This is a genomic window from Streptomyces sp. NPDC055078 (assembly GCF_053607985.1).
In genome coordinates this window covers 1-17,482 of the sequence record NZ_JBSGUP010000099.1, presented here as the reverse complement: position 1 = coordinate 17,482, position 17,482 = coordinate 1, and the positions used below count along the sequence as shown (strand labels likewise).

Below are 17,482 nucleotides of genomic sequence, written 5' to 3'. Positions count from 1 at the left end.
GTGATAGCAGATCAGGCTTCTGGGGACCAGGTGGAGCGCCCTGCTGGACGAACGACCTGGTACCCAGAAGCCTGATCTGCTAGGGGTTGCCTGGGTCGACGGCAGACGGGATGACAGCTCCCCACCCTCACCACGACCCGGTCAGTAGTCGCAGTGCGGGCCCCGGCCATCCCGGAGCCTGAGCTCCCCCGCCGGAGGCATAGGTCTTTGACGGGCAGCCGACGGATCAGGCCGGGTTCACCTCATCGAGCCCTTAGCTCTGAAGACGCGCGGCTTGGCGGTCCGGGCCGGAGCGGGGAGGAGACAGGAGCGGCGGCCCGGGGGAGCCGGGCCGCGCGGCGAGCGGAGCGAGGCGCCTTGATGACGTAGAGAAAGTTTGAACCACAGACGGGGCTGAGCCTCTGTCCCGGGTCACAACGGGTACGAGACCTCAAGGTCTTCGCCGGGTAGGTGGAACTCCTCCAGGGCGAGGGGCTTGGCCGCTTCGTTGCTTGTCACGCGGAAGACGTGGAGCATCGGCACCCCGTCTGGCAACCGGAGGGCCTGGGCCTGGTCCGGGAGGGGCATGCGGGCGCGGAGGTGCTCGGTGAAGTGGAGTTCGTGGCCGAGTTCGGTGAGTCGCTCGTACAGCTCGGGGGCCGGCGGTGGGGCCTCGTCCTCGTACTTCGTTCCGATGAGGACGGAGAACGGGATGTACGTGCGGTGGAGTTGGCGGAGGCGGCCGTGGTCGGCGGTCTGAAGGCCGTCGTACGTGAACATGGGCTCGCCGGGCGGGATGCGTAGCAGATCAGCCAGGGCGAGCGGGGCATCCGTGCGTGTGAGTGTGGTGCTTTCGCTGTCGGTCCAGCGGATGCCGTCGGCCTCGATGTACCGGCCGTCGGGGGTACGGCGGACTCCGCGCGGGCGCGTGAGGCTTGGGCGGTTGTGCGGGGAGCGGGCGAAGGTGCCGCGGCCCATGATCGCTTCGACGAGACCGGATGCCCGTAGCTCGTTGAGGCCCTGTCGCACGGTGGGGCGGGTCACCCCGAACTGCTTGGCGAGGGTTTCCTCCGAGGGGAGCGGCTGGCCTGCGGGGAAGGTGCCGTTGAGGATGCCTTCGCGCAGGTAGTCGGCGATCTGCCGGTACTTGGGCGGTGTCTTCTCGGGCGGCATGTGGTCTCTCCTGGCGGCCGTGTCCGTGTCGGTGGTTGATCTGATCCCGTAGCTGATCGCTCGACCTGGTGACAGCCTCTCTCATGACAAGTGGCTTGACAACCCGTACTACGGGTTGCACTGTTGGAACTCCACCCGTACTACGGGTGGTCTAGCAACCCGAAAGAGTCTCTTTCGGGTGTGAGACCAGAGGAGTTCAGTACGTGGCAGCCCTTCCGATCGATACGGCGAAGTTCACGGGGATCATCTGCGCGGTCGCGCCGTCCCCGCGTGTCGCCAACCGCGAGACCGGACAGCTCAAGATCGACCGCGAATCCGGGAAGACGATGTTCCAGGTCGGCCTGTGCCTCATGAGCGGGACGACGGCCGAGGTCGTGAACGTGAGCGTTCCCGGTGAGCCGTCCGGCGTTCAGCTCGGTATGCCGTTGCAGGTGCGCAACCTCATCGCCATGCCGTGGGAGAACGACGGACGGCACGGCATCGCCTTCCGTGCCGAAGAGATCAAGCCCCTGGCCGCTGCGGCGGGGAAGGGGGCCGGCCAGTGATTGTTCTGGCCACCAACCATGATGCCGGTGCTGTCTGGCTGAGCTGGGTACTGCTGGTGGCCGTGGTGTTGGGGGCGGGCCTGCTCATCGCGGGCCCGGCCCTGAGCCGCCGCTACCCGGTGGCCTTGTGGCTGGCGCTCGGCTACCCGATGGCCTGCCTCCGAGTCGTACGGACCTGGCGGGCCCTGATGGCCGGTTGCGGCCTGGCTACGAGCCGCAAGGCCGCGCTGACCGTGGTCTCCGGGCTCGTCGGCAACGGGTCGGCTCCACCGCATCCCCGCCTGCCGCGCCTGGGGTTCGTCCGCCCGACCAGTGCGGGCTTCTGGACGCTGGTCCGGCTGCTGCCGGGGCAGACCCCGGAGGACTTCATCAAGGCGGCGCCCGCCATGGCCCATGCCTGGGAGGTGCACGCGGTGCGGGTGTCCGCGTGGAAGCCCGGTCTCGTACGCGTCACTGCGTCGGCGACCGACCCCCTGCGTGCGCCGCGAACAGCCAAGCGTCCTGGGCCCGGACGGCTGTTACACGTCGTCGTCGGCGCGCTGGAAACCGGCGCTCACTGGGTCATCGACCTGCGGCGGGTGCCTCACTGGCTCATCGTCGGGGCCACGCGCTCCGGGAAATCGACGCTCATCAACGCCCTTGTCGCGGGCCTGGCACCGCAACCCGTCGCGCTGGTGGGCATTGACTGCAAAGGCGGCATGGAGCTGTCCCTCTACGGGCCCCGACTGTCCGCACTGGCGACGAACCGCGCACAGGCGGTCAAGCTCCTGTCCGCGCTCGTGGACATGACGCTCGACCGGATGGCGGTCTGCCGTGCGGCGCGTGTCCGCAACGTCTGGGGACTGCCGGACGACGAACGACCGGTCCCGGTGGTCCTGATCGTGGACGAGATCGCGGAACTGTTCCTCATCGCGAGCCGGAGCGAAAAGGACGAGGCGCAGGCAGCGGCTACCGCGCTGATCCGGCTGGCCCAACTCGGAGCGGCCCTGGGCGTCTTCCTCGTCGTAGCCGGGCAGCGCGTCGGTTCCGACATGGGACCGGGAGTGACAGCCCTGCGGGCCCAGCTCGCCGGCCGCGTCTGCCATCGCGTGACCGACCCGGGGACGGCTGAAATGGCGCTCGGGGATCTCAACCCGGACGCGCTCAAGGCCGCTCAGGCGATCACACCCGAACAGGCCGGAACGGCCGTCCTCGCCTCCGGGGACGGCTGGGAGCGGGCGCGCTCCTACCTGATCTCGGAGACGGAGGCGGAGGCCATCGCCACCGAGTACGCGCACCTCACACCGTGCCTGCCGGAACTGGTCGACGCCATGAGTGGGACTCCCCAGGGCCCGACCGTGCACATCGAACGCGACGAGTGAAAGGGGGACGCGGTGCTGATCTCCATTTCGCTCCTGCTCCTGCTCGGACTGCTGATCCTGCTCCTCCTGCGCATCCGCTATCTGCGGTGGCCCGATGTCCTGCTCTCCGGAGTCTTCGGCTTTCTGCTGGCCAAGACAGCTGCCGCACCCGTACTTCAGGCAGCCATTGACGCGGTGTCCGGGATCCTCGGCCAGTTCCGCTTCTGACCACCGCCAACAGACAGGGAGGGCGCATGCCCGCACAAACCATCCTGGCCGGTCCAGCCAGCCCCGGTTCGCCACTCCACAAGATCAGGACCGGTTCCCGGCGGGGCGCGAAGTCGCCAAACCCGACCCCGCCAGGAACCCACTCCATCCGCCACATGAGCAGTGAAAGGAGTCGACACACATTGTCCACCAGGAAGCGCCCCCGCACCCCCGAGTGCGAGCTGCGCGAGGACGAACGCCCGACGTGCGACGGCCGGGAAGAGGTCGTCCTCGTCGGACTCGACGGCCGGGAACAGCGCCTCTGCCCGGCGCACGCAGCCGCCCTCTGGCTGACGGACCCGACCCTCCGGTTCAGCGCGAAGACGCGTCCCCAGGCCATCACCGCCGTCATGGGGCAGGCATTCGGGGGTCCGCGATGACCAAGCCTGTTCGCCTTCCCCACGGTGTGGCCGCTCTGATCGAGCGGGCGGCGACTCCGGAGTTCGATGCCTGGCGACGGAACATCGTCAGCCTCGATGGCTGCACCAATCCGATCCATCTCGTCGGCGAGGCGGCCGTGTTCGACACGGCGACGGGACAGGCGTTGCTGTCCTACTCGTCCGGTACCTACGGCGGTCGACTCCTTGTCGCGTGCGGCAATCGACGGGCGGCGGTCTGCCCGGCCTGTGCGCACGTCTACCGGGCCGACACCTATCAACTCATCCGGGCCGGACTCGTCGGAGGCAAGGGAGTCCCTGACACGGTCGGCCGGCATCCCCAAGTGTTCGCCACACTGACCGCCCCGGGCTTCGGGCCAGTGCACACACGCCGCAAGCGCGACGGCAGGGTCCATGCCTGTCGCCCGCGTGCCGCACGGGAGCTGTGCAAGCACGGTGAGCCGACCGGATGCCACACCCGGCACACGGAGTACGACCTCCGGCTCGGTGAGCCACTGTGCCCACGCTGCTACGACTACGCCGGGGCGGTGCTCTGGCAAGCCAACTCCGGGCGGCTGTGGCACCGCTTCACGGTCGAGCTGCGCCGAGAAATCGCGAAACGGGCCGGGATCTCGCGAGCGGAGATCGGCGAAGTGGCCCGGCTGTCCTACGCCAAAGTCGCGGAGTACCAGCGGCGCGGCCTGGTCCACTTCCACTCGGTCATCCGCCTCGATGGCGCGGACGGTCCCGACGCGAGTCCGCCGGACTGGGCAACCGCCGATCTTCTGACGGAGAGCGTACGGACGGCGGCCGATCTGGTCCGGCTGACGGCACCCGGCTCCGACGTCGTCGGTCCCCGCGTGCTCCGCTTCGGTGCACAGGTCGACGTACGGCCCATCACCCTGTCCGGTGCAGTCGCCGGGTACATCGCCAAGTACGCCACCAAGGGCGCCGAGACGGCCGGCACAGTCGACGGCAGGATCCACGCGGCCCGGGACCTGGTGCTCCTGCCCGTACGGGACCACGCACTCCGCATGATCAGCACATGCTGGTGGCTCGGCGGCCTCCCACCCTTCGCACCCCTCGGGCTGCGCCGGTGGGCCCACATGCTCGGCTACCGGGGCCACTTCTCCACCAAATCCCGCCACTACTCCACCACCCTGACCGCACTCCGCCTCGCCCGAGCCGAATACCGCGCTCAACAACAACGCGAAGCCTTGGGCCTCGGCGACCGGCCCACGGTCACCGTCGGACACTGGCGATTCGCCGGCCGCGGCTACTCCCCGGAGGCGGCCCTCCTCGCCACCTCGACCCATGAGGCGGGTGTGCGGCATGACGCGTGACAGGTCGGCCGAACTGCTCACCGTGCGTCAGGTGCTCGAAGAGCTGGGCGGCATCTCACGGCGCACCTTCTATCGCTGGCGGGAACTCCGGATCGCGCCGCCCTGTATCCGGCTCCCGAACGGAGAACTGCGTGTCACTCGTGGCTCCCTCAATTCCTGGCTGAGAGACAGGGCGGAGGGAGCGGCATGAAGTCCTACAAGGTGGCGGTCTGGAAGCTCAGCATCAACCGCTCTGCGAAGAAGCCGACGTACCTCGTGCGCTGGTCCGTGGATGGTGCGCCGTTCCATGAGTCGTACAAGACGAAGGCCCTGGCTGACCGCTTCCGTGCGAGGCTCCTCCGGGCTGCCGACAAGGGGGAGCCTTTCGACACGGTTGCTGGTCTGCCGGACTCGCTGCGGGGCGGTACGGCGGCGCTGTCTTTGCTGGGGCTGGCACTGAAGTACATCGATGCGCGGTGGGCGGAGGCTTCGGCCAAGCAGCGGGACAGCATTACTGATTCCCTCGCCACGGTTCTCCCCGCCCTGGTCAAGCCCGGACGGGGGCGACCTGCCTCCGAGACTCTGCGGCGGGCCCTGCGGTCATACGTGCTGCCTCCTCCGAGAAGGGAGAGGGAGCGTTCGGAGGAGATCGCGGGGGCAGTGCACTGGATCGAGAAGGCGTCACTGCCCGTAGCAGAGCTTCAGGAGATCACGAGGGTTCATGAACTGATCGATGCCCTCAGCCGCAAACTGGACGGCAAGCCTGCTTCTAGGCATACATACCGGCGGCGGCGCGCGGTGGTCTTCAACGTCTTGGAGTACGCGGTCGAGCTGGAGATGCTCACCGCCAACCCTCTCAGTCGAGTACGGCGCAAGCGGGGGAATCGAGCCGTCCAAGAAGTCGATCGCCGGGTGGTCGTCAACCCCCGGCAGGCTCGGGAGCTCCTGGCGGCCGTGACCTATGTCGGCGGCTACGAGCGGGCCAGTGGTCGGCGGTTGCGGGCGTTCTTCGGATGCCTGTACTACGCCGCACTGCGGCCTGGTGAAGCCCTTGGGCTCCGACGGTCGGATTGTGTGCTCCCAGAGAAGGGATGGGGGCGCGTCGAACTGGCAGAGACCCGTCCTGCGGCGGGCAAGGCATGGACGGATACCGGCGAGGCGCATGACCAGAGGGGCCTGAAACAGCGGGCGGAAGGTGAGGTACGGATCGTGCCCATTCCGCCTCCGCTGGTTCGGCTCCTTCGGGAGCACCTGGCGGAGTTCGGCACAGTGACGGACGGGCGGCTGTTCGCAAGCGAGAGGGGCAACGTCATCGCTGCGTCGTCGTACTCGCGTGTGTGGAAGCAGACCCGTGAGCTGGCTCTCCTACCCGGACAGGTCGCGTCCGTGATGGCGTTCCGGCCGTACGACCTGCGTCATGCAGGCGTTTCCCAGTGGCTCAACTCCGGGGTGCCTGCGCCAGAGGTGGCGGCTCGCGCGGGCCACTCGGTCGATGTCCTGCTCAAGATCTACGCGAAATGCATCGACGGGCAGGAAGAGGAGATGAACGACCGGATCATGAAGGGTCTTGAGTAGTCCACTCCACTGCTGCCGACAACGTCGGCATTGGGAGCCCCAGGGATGTGCCCTGGGGCTCCTCGCGTTTCCGGCACCATGGACGCAATACCCCTGCTGACCTGCGAAGAGACCAGCAAGATCATTACGTGGCCATTACGTGATCACTGTCATGAGGCTGCTTTTGGCGGCATCCACCTGCGCACGCAAGAAGACCCCGTTTCCAGCGTTCAAGCTGGCCACGGGGTCTTTGGGCACTTCATTCGAAGTGCCCCCGGCAGGATTCGAACCTGCGCACACGGCTCCGGAGGCCGTTGCTCTATCCCCTGAGCTACGGGGGCGCACTGTCCCGCCCGGCTTGTGGCCTCGGCGGTGACGGGTAGAACCCTACCAGCACTCGGAGGGTCACCGGGAACAGGTATTGACGAGGTCGGAGGGCCCGTCCGGTGGGGGTGTCGGGGCCGTTCGGAGGGTCCTGGCGGGGTGGGTGCCGGCGGGGGTGGGGGCTCCGGGTGGGGGGTTGGGCCGGTAGGTGAGGTGCGGGGGGTGGCGTGCGCCCTTCGGGGCATCGTGCGCACCGCGCATACCGGCTCACACCCCATGGAACACCCCCGTCTCCACCCCCTCACGTCCCCCGCACGGGGTGGAAGTAGCCAAAACCCGGACGCAGCCCCGTTCGGCGACCTACTCTCAAGTTGTGTCAGGCGTGTCCGGCCGCGTGCTCGTTGTCGATGACAACCGGGTCATCCGGCAGTTGATCAGGGTCAACCTTGAGCTGGAGGGCTTCGAGGTCGTGACCGCGGCCGATGGTGCCGAGTGCCTGGAGGTCGTGCGGGAAGTGCGGCCGGATGTGGTCACGCTCGATGTGGTCATGCCGAGGCTGGACGGCTTGCGGACGGCGGCGAGGCTGCGGGCGGACCCGGAGACGAGTCATCTGCCCGTGGCGATCATCAGTGCGTGTACGCAGTACGAGGTCGAGAGCGGTATCGCGGCAGGAGTGGACGCCTTTCTCGCCAAGCCGTTCGAACCGGCCGAACTGGTTCGTATCGTACGGCAGTTGAGGCGACGGGAGGGGCCGCCGTCGGTTGACGGCAGGCATGGGGCCGGGCGGGCGGGTAGTACGCGCGGCTGACCGGATGGCGAAACGGGTTGGCGAGGTGCCCCCTTCCCTCCCATACGCTTGTCGTCGTGACTCCCGCTGAGCTGTCCCGGACCGTGCTGCGCGCTGTGCGCCGCGCGGTGGCGGACGGTGTGCTGAGCGCGCCCGTGCCCGAGAGCGCCGGTGTCGCGCGGCCGGGTCCGGGCGGGTGCGGGGACTACGCCTCCCATGTCGCGCTGCGGCTCGCCGGGCCCGCCGGACAGTCGGCCCGTGCCGTTGCCGAGGTCCTGCGGGAGCGGATCGCCGATGAGCCGGGTGTGGCCTCCGTCGAGATCACCGGGCCCGGGTTCCTCAATATCACCCTGGCGGGCGGCTCACAGCAGGCCCTCGTACGCCGGGTACTGGAGCAGGGACTCCGGTACGGACACCGGGCACCCGGCGACGATCCGGGTGGCCGGGCTGGTGACGACGCCCCGGCCGCGCCGAGAGACTCCGGCGCCCACCTGGTCGGCCAGGGTCCGAGCCACCCGGCCGCCCCGATGGCCCCGCACGCCCCGGCCGACATGGCCGCCCCGGCCGACACGGCCGCGCCGCACGCCCCGGCCACCCCGCGCCGTTCCCACCCCCCAGGCGCCCACGCCCCGCACGCCCCAGCGGACCACGCCCCCGGCACCACCTCCACCCCCCCCTCGACCAGTACGGAAGGCGACCCCCCCGATGAGATCCGGGCCCGGGTCTGGGCCGAGGTCGTCGGCAGGATTCGGCGGAGTCAGGGGGAGAGTGAGAGGGAGGGGAGTGGAGGGCCGGCGGGGCCGCGTCCCGTGCCCGCTCCGGCCGGGGGGCGGGATCTCGGTGCCGATGCCACGCGGTGGGGGCTGCTGTCCGCCGCGGCACACGACCGGCCGAGGCTGGGCGCGTGGCTGCTGGTTCAGCACGAGAGCAACCCCCTCTTCACGGTCCGGTACGCGCACTCCCGCGCCCGCGCCCTCACCCGGGAGGCAGCGCGGCTGGGGTTCCGGGGCGAGCCCCTGGAGCGGGTGGAGACACCCGCAGGGACAGCTGCCAGGACGCCCGCCGGGGCCTCCGCCGGGACACCCGCCGGGACCTCCGCCGGGACAACTGCTAAGACACCCGCCGGGACCTCCGCAGGGACGCCCGTCAGAACACCCGCCGAGGCGACCGTGGCAGTCGTGGCAGCCGTGGCCGACCATCCGGATGTCCTCGCGGCGGCGGCCCGGCTGGGCGCCCCCGACCGGCTCGCCCGGCATCTGGAGACCACCGCGCGGGCGCTGCTCGCGTTCGAGCACACCGTGCTGCCCTCCGGGGACGAGAAACCCACGGCCGCCCACCGCTCCCGGCTCGCTCTCGCCGAAGCCGCCGGTACGGTGCTGGCCGGTGGCCTGTCCCTGCTCGGCATCAGCGCACCCGAACATCTGTGACATCTGTGAGAGAGACACCATGAGCCGTTCCGCCCACCCCGCCGGGCCCCGCCACGCCGATGTGTTCCCCGAGGGTCACTACGCGGCCCCGGCCGACGATCTCAACCAGCTCGACGACAAGGTCTGGGCCCGGACCGTCACCCGCGGCGACGACGGGGTCGTCACCGTCGGCGGACTGGAAGTGACCCGGCTGGCCGAGGAGTTCGGCACCCCCGCGTACGTCCTGGACGAGGCCGACTTCCGGGCCCGCTGCCGCGCCTGGGCCGAGGCGTTCGGCAAGGACGCGGATGTCTTCTACGCGGGGAAGGCGTTCCTGAGCCGGGCCGTCGTGCGATGGCTGCACGAAGAAGGGCTCAATCTCGATGTGTGCTCCGGCGGAGAACTGATCACGGCCCTCGACGCCGGGATGCCCGCCGACCGGATCGCCTTCCACGGCAACAACAAGACCCCCGAGGAGATCGAGCGCGCCATCCGCGCCGGTGTCGGACGGATCGTGCTCGACTCCTTCCAGGAGATCGTGCGGGTGGCGCACATCGCCGGGGGGCTCGGGGTGCGCCAGCGCGTTCAGATCCGGGTCACCGTCGGTGTGGAGGCCCACACCCACGAGTTCATCGCCACCGCCCACGAGGACCAGAAGTTCGGCATTCCGCTCGCCGGGGGACAGGCCGCCGAGGCCGTACGCAGGACGCTCGGCCTCGACGCGCTCGAACTGATCGGCATCCACTCCCACATCGGCTCGCAGATCTTCGACACCTCAGGATTCGAGGTCGCCGCCCACCGGGTCGTCGGCCTGCTGCGCCAGATCCGGGACGAGCACGGGGTGGAACTGCCCGAGATCGACCTCGGCGGCGGCCTGGGGATCGCGTACACCTCCGCCGACGACCCGCGTGAACCGCATCACATCGCCAAGGCGCTCCATGAGATCGTCACCCGCGAATGCGAGTCGGCGGGCCTGCGCACCCCCCGGATCTCCGTCGAGCCGGGCCGCGCGATCGTCGGACCCACCGCCTTCACGCTGTACGAGGTCGGCACCATCAAGCCGCTGGAGGGCCTGCGGACGTACGTCAGCGTCGACGGCGGCATGTCCGACAACATCCGGACCGCGCTGTACGACGCCGAGTACAGCGTCACCCTGGCCTCCCGTACCTCCGACGCCGCGCCGATGCTGGTCCGGATCGTCGGCAAGCACTGCGAGAGCGGTGACATCGTGGTGAAGGACGCGTTCCTGCCCGCCGATCTCGCGCCGGGCGATCTCATCGCCGTACCCGCGACCGGCGCGTACTGCCGCTCGATGGCCAGCAACTACAACCACGCCCTGCGGCCACCCGTCGTGGCGGTCGAGTCCGGCGTGGCGCGGGTGATCGTCCGACGGGAGACGGAGGAAGATCTCCTGCGGCTGGACGTGGGTTGATTGAGATAGATGTCTCGCATACCGGACGACGGATAGAAAGTGTCGTCCAGTGAGTGAGACTGGACCAACCGTAGATGTAATCAGAAGTGAGGTCGGATGATGCGTACGCGTCCGCTGAAGGTGGCGCTGCTGGGCTGTGGAGTGGTCGGCTCAGAGGTGGCGCGCATCATGACGACGCACGCCGACGACCTCGCGGCCCGGATCGGGGCGCCCGTGGAACTGGCGGGTGTGGCCGTCCGCCGCCCGGACCGGGTCCGGGAGGGCATCGACCCCGCGCTGATCACCACCGATGCCACCGCGCTCGTCAAACGCGGCGACATCGACGTCGTCATCGAGGTCATCGGCGGCATCGAGCCGGCCCGCACCCTCATCACCGCCGCCTTCGAGCACGGGGCGTCCGTCGTCTCCGCCAACAAGGCGCTCCTCGCCGAGGACGGCACCACGCTCTACACCGCCGCCGAGCAGCACGGCCGCGATCTGTACTTCGAGGCCGCGGTCGCCGGGGCGATCCCGCTGATCAGGCCGCTGCGCGAATCGCTGGCGGGCGACAAGGTGAACCGGGTTCTCGGCATCGTCAACGGCACGACCAACTTCATCCTCGACAAGATGGACGGCTCGGGCGCCGGCTACTCCGAGGCGCTCGACGAGGCCACCGCCCTCGGCTACGCGGAGGCCGACCCCACCGCCGATGTCGAGGGCTTCGACGCCGCCGCCAAGGCCGCCATCCTGGCCGGGATCGCCTTCCACACCCGCGTACGCCTGGACGACGTCTACCGCGAGGGCCTGACCGAGGTCACCGCCGCCGACATCGCATCCGCCCGCCGCATGGGCTGCACCGTCAAGCTCCTCGCCATCTGCGAGCGCGCCGCCGACGGCAGGTCGGTCACCGCCCGGGTGCACCCCGCGATGATCCCGCTCAGCCACCCGCTCGCCTCCGTCCGCGAGGCGTACAACGCCGTCTTCGTCGAGGCGGAGGCCGCCGGGCAGCTGATGTTCTACGGACCGGGCGCGGGCGGTTCGCCGACCGCGTCCGCGGTACTCGGCGATCTGGTCGCCGTCTGCCGCAACAGGCTCGCCGAGTCCACCGGGCCCGGCGAGTCCGCGTACACCCAGCTGCCCGTGAGCCCCATGGGCGATGTGGTGACGCGGTACCACATCAGTCTCGACGTGGCCGACAAACCTGGCGTGCTCGCCCAGGTCGCGACGGTCTTCGCCGAGCACGGAGTGTCGATCGACACTGTCCGCCAGCAGGGTAAGGACGGCGAGGCATCGCTCGTCGTCGTCACCCACCGCGCGCCGGACGCCGCCCTCTCCGGGACGGTCGAGGCGCTGCGCAAGCTCGACACCGTGCGAGGTGTCGCCAGCATCATGCGTGTCGAAGGGGAGTAACCAGCAATGAGCCATCAGTGGCGCGGCATCATCGAGGAGTACCGGGACCGGCTCCCGGTGACGGACACGACGCCGGTTGTCACGCTCGGTGAGGGTGGTACGCCGCTCGTCCCGGCGCAGGTGCTCTCCGAGCGCACCGGCTGCGAGGTGCATCTCAAGGTCGAGGGCGCCAACCCCACCGGGTCCTTCAAGGACCGCGGGATGACCATGGCGATCACCCGGGCCAAGGAGGAGGGCGCGCAGGCCGTCATCTGCGCCTCCACCGGCAATACGTCCGCGTCCGCCGCCGCCTATGCCGTACGGGCCCAAATGGTCTGCGCGGTCCTGGTGCCGCGGGGCAAGATCGCGCTGGGCAAGATGGGCCAGGCGCTGGTGTACGGCTCGAAGATTCTCCAGGTCGACGGCAATTTCGATGATTGCCTCAATCTGGCCAGAAGTCTGTCCGAGAACTATCCGGTCGCGTTGGTCAATTCGGTGAATCCGTATCGAATCGAGGGCCAGAAGACCGCTTCCTTCGAAATTGTCGACGCGCTCGGCGACGCGCCGGACATTCATGTGCTGCCGGTCGGCAATGCCGGGAACATCACGGCGTACTGGCGGGGCTACCGCGAGTACGCGGCGGACGGCGTGTCCTCCCGTACGCCCCGGATGTGGGGGTTCCAGGCATCAGGTTCCGCGCCGATCGTGCGGGGCGAGGTCGTCAAGGACCCCTCCACCATCGCCACGGCGATCCGGATCGGGAACCCCGCGTCCTGGCAGCAGGCGCTGGCCGCGCGGGACGAGTCGGGCGGCTTCATCGACGAGGTGACGGACCGTGAGATCCTGCGCGCCTACCGGCTGTTGGCGTCCCAGGAGGGGGTGTTCGTGGAGCCCGCATCCGCGGCGTCCGTGGCTGGTCTGCTCAAGGCCGCCGAGGCCGGGAAGGTCGACCCGGGCCAGCGGATCGTCTGCACGGTCACCGGGAACGGGCTGAAGGACCCGGACTGGGCCGTCGCGGGCGCCCCGCAGCCGGTCACCGTCCCGGTCGACGCGGTGGCGGCGGCGGAGCGCCTCGGCCTCGCCTGACAGCGCCATCGGCCGGTTCGGAGCCATCGGCCGGTTCCGGGCGGTCCTGGACCGTCTTGTGCCGTCTCGGGCCGGCCGGGGCGGGGCGGGTGCGCCTCGGCCCTGGTGGGGCGGGTGAGCAGGCCGGGGCGGGTGTCCCGGCCGTGACCGCCGGACCGGACCGTGTCATCCTGGGAGTGCGGCCGCCCCGACAGGGGGTGCCGCGCCGTCCCGGCCGCCGCTGAAGGGGTCGGGGGTGCCCGTCCCCGCCGTGGCCGGGGGAATCGCCGCCCGGTGTACGGACCGGACCCGGTCCGGACGGTGGGCGGCAGGTGAACGGCGGTGCACACCCGGCACCGCCCGACACGCGAGTGATCGGATACGACCCCTGAGCATCCGGACGCGACACCTTCTTTTCCGCTTCCCTCCCGCGCCCGAACGGGGGAGAATCGGGCCCTACCCGCGTCCGCAGCGCGCCAAGCCGGGCATCGGCACTGGCGGAGGCACAGGAAGGCTTGCGACACGCATCGTGCGCCTCCTGTGCGCCCTATGTCGCCACAGAACCTTCCTTCGATAGGCTGTACCGAACCCGCCCCGCCGCATATGCCGCGGTGTAGTTGCCGTGATGGCCCACGGGTGTTCACACCTCGTGAAGTCCCGCACGTCAGAAGTCTCAGAAGTCTCCGTCAGTCCAGGTAAGCCCATGTAGGTCCATGCAGGTCCAGGTAGCTCCGCGTCAGCGGTCCCACAGTCAGAACCGTCCCGTAGCGAGAACCATCCGCGCTCACAGCCGCAGCGGTCGGAGCCGCAGCCGGATCGCAGCCCGCGCCCGGACCGCAGCCAGCGGTCGGCCCCGGGGCCGCGGATCGGCCGGCGGCCGGAACCGCTGGTCGTCGGAACCCTCTCGCAGTCAGAACCAAGGAGTGTTTTCGAGCGATGGCCGGTCCAGCGTTCCGCGCCGCCGCCGTCCGTGTGCGCGTGCCCGCCACCAGCGCCAATCTCGGTCCGGGCTTCGACGCCCTCGGGCTGTCCCTGGGGCTGTACGACGATGTCGTCGTACGGGTCGCGGACTCCGGTCTGCACATCGACATCGCCGGTGAGGGCGCGTCCACGCTGCCCCGCGACGAGAACCATCTGCTCGTACGCTCCCTGCGTACGGCCTTCGATCTGCTCGGCGGGCAGCCGCGCGGCCTGGAGGTCGTCTGCGCCAACCGCATCCCGCACGGGCGCGGTCTGGGCTCGTCGTCGGCGGCCATCTGCGCCGGGATCGTCGCCGCCCGCGCCGTGACGATAGGGGGCGACGCCAGACTCGACGACACCGCCCTGCTGGAGCTGGCGACCGAGATCGAGGGCCACCCCGACAATGTCGCCGCCTGTCTGCTCGGCGGCTTCACCCTCGCCTGGACCGACGGGGGAGCCGCGCGTGCCATCAGGATGGAGCCCGCCGATTCCGTCGTTCCGGTGGTTTTCGTCCCCGAGAATCCGGTGCTCACCGAGACGGCCCGCGGACTGCTGCCGCGTACCGTCCCGCATGTGGACGCCGCCGCGAACGCCGGTCGCGCCGCCTTGCTCGTCGAGGCTCTGACCAGGCGTCCTGAGCTCTTGCTGCCCGCCACGGAGGACCGGCTCCACCAGGAGTACCGCGCCCCGGCGATGCCGCAGAGCGTCGACCTTGTCAACCGGCTGCGCGCGGACGGCGTCCCCGCAGTCATCTCCGGTGCGGGCCCCACGGTGCTCGCGCTGGCCGAGAACAGCGCGGCCGACAAGGTCGCGCGGCTCGCCGGTGAGGGATGGGCGGCCAACCGGCTCGCCTTCGACTCCGCGGGCGCGAGCGTGCTGCCGCTCGCCGCGCCCGGTGTCGCCTCCGCCGGGGGCGACCCGTCTTCGCAGTAATGCCCGGTGAATCGCGGTGATGATCGCGGTGATGGGGGTGCCGATGAACAGTGATGGGCCGTGATGGGAAGTGACACGAGATTGCCGGTGATGGAGAGGGGGAATGTTTGTTGGAGCCGGTAGTGTTAACCTCAAGTCTGCACCCGATGCCTTTGCGGCTCGGAGCTTGCGTCCCGATTCGGGGCCACGAATTCTTCCGGGAGCCTCCCCGACTGCCTGAGCAGCCTGCCTGAGCAGTTTCGAGCACGCTCCGGAACCGGCACGACACCTCCCGCTCCGCCAGGAGTGGGCCGAGCAGGGGGACCTCGGGCCGGACTTGCATGTATCTGACTCTCCGCCGTACCAACCCCCGGCGGGGACCACCGCCCCGACACGGTCCGTACGCAGGGACCGCCGTCGGACAGCACAACCGGTCGCCGAGCCAGAAGGCCGACGTCCGCTCCAGGGAAGGACCCTTCGTGAGCGACACCACCGATCTGATGGGCGTGACTGCCGACAACAGTGTCGACACCACCGCGCCCGCCGCAGGTGCTGCCTCCGGCACCACCTCACGGCGCCGCCGTTCCGGCACCGGCCTTGAGGGCATGGTCCTGGCCGAGCTGCAGCAGGTCGCGTCCGGCCTCGGCATCAGGGGCACTGCGCGTATGCGCAAGAGCCAGCTGATCGAGGTCATCAAGGAGGCGCAGGCCGGCGGCGGATCCTCCACGGCCAAGGCGACGGCCCCCGCGCCCAAGAGCGCCGAGCCGGAGGCCGAGGCCAAGCCGAAGCGCCGCACCACGTCCAAGGCGCGTACGGGCGACGCGTCCGCGGCCGAATCCGCTCCTGCCGCCGCCGAGAAGGGCGCCACGCAGCAGCAGATCGACATCCCCGGCCAGCCGGCCAGCGACGACCAGCCGGCGGGGGAGCGCCGTCGTCGCCGTGCCACCGCGCAGGCGGGCAGCCCGGATGTCCAGGGCGAGACCCGGACCGAGCAGTCCGGTGACGTCAAGGGCGCGGACACCTCCAAGGCGGCCAAGGCCACCGAGGACAAGGACGCGCAGCCGGACGCCAAGGCCGAAGCCGCCGTCGCGGCGTCCGCGCAGGACGGCGAGGGCCGTCGTGACCGCCAGGAGCGCGGCCAGCGCGGCGACCGCCGTGACCGTCAGCGCGACCGCCGGGGCAAGGGCGACGACCAGCAGCAGAGCGGTCAGCGCCAGCAGCAGGGCGGCCAGCAGCAGCGCCAGCAGCAGGCCGGTCAGCAGCAGCAGGACGACTTCGACGACGAGGCGGGTGGCAGGCGCGGACGCCGTGGCCGCTACCGCGACCGCCGTGGCCGTCGTGGCCGTGAGGAAACGTTCGCCAGTGAGCCGCAGGTCTCCGAGGACGACGTCCTGATCCCCGTCGCGGGCATCCTGGACATCCTCGACAACTACGCGTTCATCCGGACGTCGGGATACCTCCCGGGCCCGAACGACGTGTACGTCTCCCTCGCCCAGGTCCGTAAGAACGGCCTGCGCAAGGGGGACCATGTCACCGGCGCCGTCCGGCAGCCGAAGGAGGGCGAGCGCCGCGAGAAGTTCAACGCGCTGGTCCGGCTGGACTCGGCGAACGGGATGGCGGCCGAATCCGGCCGTGGCCGCCCGGAGTTCAACAAGCTGACCCCGCTCTACCCGCAGGACCGGCTCCGCCTGGAGACCGACCCGGGCATCCTGACGACCCGGATCATCGACCTGGTGTCGCCGATCGGCAAGGGCCAGCGCGGTCTGATCGTGGCCCCGCCGAAGACCGGCAAGACCATGATCCTCCAGGCGATCGCCAACGCGATCACGGTGAACAGCCCCGAGTGCCATCTGATGGTCGTCCTCGTCGACGAGCGCCCGGAGGAAGTCACCGATATGCAGCGGTCGGTGAAGGGCGAGGTCATCTCCTCGACCTTCGACCGCCCCGCCGAGGACCACACCACCGTCGCCGAACTGGCCATCGAGCGCGCCAAGCGTCTCGTCGAGCTGGGTCATGACGTGGTGGTCCTGCTGGACTCCATCACCCGCCTGGGCCGTGCGTACAACCTCGCGGCCCCCGCCTCCGGACGCATCCTGTCCGGTGGTGTCGACTCGACCGCGCTCTACCCGCCGAAGAGGTTCTTCGGCGCCGCGCGCAACATCGAGGACGGCGGCTCGCTGACCATCCTGGCCACCGCGCTGGTCGACACCGGCTCGCGGATGGACGAGGTGATCTTCGAGGAGTTCAAGGGCACCGGCAATATGGAGCTGAAGCTCGACCGCAAGCTCTCGGACAAGCGGATCTTCCCGGCGGTGGACGTGGACGCGTCCAGCACCCGTAAGGAAGAGATCCTGCTCGGCAGCGATGAACTGGCCATCGTCTGGAAGCTGCGCCGGGTGCTGCACGCGCTCGACCAGCAGCAGGCGATCGAGCTGCTGCTGGACAAGATGAAGCAGACCAAGTCCAACGGCGAGTTCCTGCTCCAGATCCAGAAGACGACCCCGTCGGGCATCGGCAACAACGACTGACGCCGGTCGTACGCCAGCGATGGCAGCAAGGGCACCAACGGCCGGTGCCCGCACGTCGGCAACAGGCGTCTGATGTCTTGATGTCTTGTGTCAGCAGCGGCGCCTGACGCCATTTCAGCGCTGAAGCAGCGCCGTATCGGCTC

At 69.8% G+C, this 17,482-nt stretch carries 15 protein-coding genes and 1 tRNA gene; 14 read left to right on the top strand and 2 right to left on the bottom strand.

The window, feature by feature from the left end; genetic code table 11:
- Positions 1-411: 411 nt before the first annotated feature.
- Positions 412-1,152 (bottom strand): GntR family transcriptional regulator, encoded by a 741-nt coding sequence (locus ACWF94_RS11740; protein WP_453487175.1) that lies wholly within the window; start codon positions 1,150-1,152, stop codon positions 412-414.
- Between the two features lie 203 nt (positions 1,153-1,355).
- On the opposite strand from ACWF94_RS11740, the gene ACWF94_RS11735 reads away from it, so the two are divergent.
- From ACWF94_RS11735 to ACWF94_RS11705, 7 genes are all read left to right on the top strand, one after another.
- On the top strand, positions 1,356-1,697 hold the full coding sequence (locus ACWF94_RS11735; protein ID WP_453487174.1) for an SCO3933 family regulatory protein: 342 nt from the start codon (positions 1,356-1,358) through the stop codon (positions 1,695-1,697).
- The gene (locus ACWF94_RS11730) at positions 1,694-3,058 is read left to right on the top strand and encodes an FtsK/SpoIIIE domain-containing protein (RefSeq protein WP_453487173.1); all 1,365 of its coding nucleotides are present in this window, start codon (positions 1,694-1,696) and stop codon (positions 3,056-3,058) included. The genes ACWF94_RS11735 and ACWF94_RS11730 overlap by 4 nt, the downstream gene beginning before the upstream one ends.
- A 12-nt stretch (positions 3,059-3,070) precedes the next feature.
- Complete coding sequence (locus tag ACWF94_RS11725; protein ID WP_453487172.1) at positions 3,071-3,265, top strand: hypothetical protein; 195 nt, start codon at positions 3,071-3,073, stop codon at positions 3,263-3,265.
- Positions 3,266-3,447: 182 nt separating this feature from the next.
- On the top strand, positions 3,448-3,684 hold the full coding sequence (locus tag ACWF94_RS11720) for a hypothetical protein (protein WP_453487171.1): 237 nt from the start codon (positions 3,448-3,450) through the stop codon (positions 3,682-3,684).
- The gene (locus ACWF94_RS11715; protein WP_453487170.1) at positions 3,681-5,024 is read left to right on the top strand and encodes a replication initiator; all 1,344 of its coding nucleotides are present in this window, start codon (positions 3,681-3,683) and stop codon (positions 5,022-5,024) included. The genes ACWF94_RS11720 and ACWF94_RS11715 overlap by 4 nt, the downstream gene beginning before the upstream one ends.
- Positions 5,014-5,214 (top strand): helix-turn-helix transcriptional regulator, encoded by a 201-nt coding sequence (locus tag ACWF94_RS11710; protein ID WP_453487169.1) that lies wholly within the window; start codon positions 5,014-5,016, stop codon positions 5,212-5,214. The genes ACWF94_RS11715 and ACWF94_RS11710 overlap by 11 nt, the downstream gene beginning before the upstream one ends.
- On the top strand, positions 5,211-6,578 hold the full coding sequence (locus tag ACWF94_RS11705) for a tyrosine-type recombinase/integrase (RefSeq protein ID WP_453487168.1): 1,368 nt from the start codon (positions 5,211-5,213) through the stop codon (positions 6,576-6,578). Before ACWF94_RS11710 ends, ACWF94_RS11705 begins: the two co-directional genes overlap by 4 nt.
- Before the next feature lie 248 nt (positions 6,579-6,826).
- On the opposite strand, the gene ACWF94_RS11700 is transcribed toward ACWF94_RS11705, so the two are convergent.
- Positions 6,827-6,898: transfer RNA gene (locus ACWF94_RS11700), tRNA-Arg, on the bottom strand.
- Between the two features lie 365 nt (positions 6,899-7,263).
- On the opposite strand from ACWF94_RS11700, the gene ACWF94_RS11695 reads away from it, so the two are divergent.
- The 7 genes from ACWF94_RS11695 (at position 7,264) to rho (ending at position 17,339) form a co-directional block, all read left to right on the top strand.
- Positions 7,264-7,689: a response regulator gene (locus ACWF94_RS11695; protein WP_453487177.1), complete on the top strand. Its 426-nt coding sequence runs from the start codon at positions 7,264-7,266 to the stop codon at positions 7,687-7,689.
- A gap of 56 nt (positions 7,690-7,745) precedes the next feature.
- Entirely contained in the window at positions 7,746-9,095 is a 1,350-nt protein-coding gene (gene nrtL / locus ACWF94_RS11690; protein WP_453487167.1) for an ArgS-related anticodon-binding protein NrtL, read from the top strand.
- A gap of 19 nt (positions 9,096-9,114) precedes the next feature.
- Complete coding sequence (gene lysA, locus ACWF94_RS11685; protein WP_453487166.1) at positions 9,115-10,506, top strand: diaminopimelate decarboxylase; 1,392 nt, start codon at positions 9,115-9,117, stop codon at positions 10,504-10,506.
- Between the two features lie 99 nt (positions 10,507-10,605).
- On the top strand, positions 10,606-11,895 hold the full coding sequence (locus tag ACWF94_RS11680) for a homoserine dehydrogenase (protein WP_453487176.1): 1,290 nt from the start codon (positions 10,606-10,608) through the stop codon (positions 11,893-11,895).
- A gap of 6 nt (positions 11,896-11,901) precedes the next feature.
- The gene (thrC, locus tag ACWF94_RS11675) at positions 11,902-12,960 is read left to right on the top strand and encodes a threonine synthase (protein WP_453487165.1); all 1,059 of its coding nucleotides are present in this window, start codon (positions 11,902-11,904) and stop codon (positions 12,958-12,960) included.
- A 915-nt stretch (positions 12,961-13,875) separates the two neighbouring features.
- Entirely contained in the window at positions 13,876-14,832 is a 957-nt protein-coding gene (gene thrB / locus ACWF94_RS11670; protein ID WP_453487164.1) for a homoserine kinase, read from the top strand.
- A gap of 458 nt (positions 14,833-15,290) precedes the next feature.
- A complete protein-coding gene (gene rho / locus ACWF94_RS11665) occupies positions 15,291-17,339 on the top strand; it encodes a transcription termination factor Rho (protein ID WP_453487163.1) in 2,049 nt (682 codons plus the stop codon).
- Positions 17,340-17,482 lie beyond the last annotated feature (143 nt).